We start from the raw sequence: 804 nt of genomic DNA, 5'->3' as shown, positions 1-804 counted from the left end.
GCGACGTCCCGGGCGGGAGCGGGCCGCGCGCCGCACGTAGCGTGGGGGCCGTGCCGCCCTCCACGCCCCGCTCGGTGACCGCGCTGCTGCAGACCCTCGTCGCCGGCGACCCCACCGCCCCGCGCCTGACGTTCTACGGCGAGGGGTACGCCGGGACCGGCGAGCGCGTGGAGCTGTCCGCGCGGGTGCTGGCGAACTGGGTCGCCAAGACGGCGAACCTGCTGGAGGAGGAGTTCGACGCCGGCCCGGGCACCCGCGTGGCGCTGGACCTGCCGGCGCACTGGCGCACCCTGGTGTGGCAGCTGGCGGTGCTGTCCACCGGCGCGCACGCCCTGACCGGCGCGCACGCGGACGCCGACGTGCTCGTCTCCGCCGACGCCGGCGCCCTGGCCGCCGCGGGCGCCGGCGACCGGGTGGCCGTGTCCCTGGCGCCGCTGGCCACCTCGTTCGGCGCCCCGGTGCCCGCCGGCGCCCTGGACTACGCGCGCGTGGTCACCGGCTACGGCGACGTGCACGCCCCGGTGGCCGAGCCCGCGCCCGGCGACGGCGCGCTGGACTCCCTGGCGCACGGCTCGCTGCTGGCCGGGGCCGTCGCCGCCGGCGCCGCCTGGCCGGTGGGGGTGCGCCTGCTCACCGACGTCGGCCCCGCGGACGCGGTGCGCGGGCCGCTGGCGGCGTGGTGCCGCGGCGGCTCGGTCGTGCTCACCCCGGACCTGGCGGCGCTGCCGGAGGCGGTCGCCGCGCAGGAGCGGGTCGACGCGCGGCTGCCGCGCGGCTGAGCGCGCCACCCGCAGTGCCACCACC

At 80.8% G+C, this 804-nt stretch carries 1 protein-coding gene; it reads left to right on the top strand.

Annotated elements, in window-relative coordinates:
* The first annotated feature begins 50 nt into the window (after positions 1 to 50).
* Positions 51 to 779, top strand: a complete 729-nt coding sequence (locus GTR00_RS21975; RefSeq protein ID WP_166613603.1) for a TIGR03089 family protein — start codon at positions 51 to 53, stop codon at positions 777 to 779.
* Positions 780 to 804: the final 25 nt, after the last annotated feature.

It is taken from the genome of Kineococcus indalonis, assembly GCF_009906395.1.
GTDB lineage: Bacteria > Actinomycetota > Actinomycetes > Actinomycetales > Kineococcaceae > Kineococcus > Kineococcus indalonis.
This window is presented reverse-complemented; position numbering and strand designations above follow the sequence as displayed.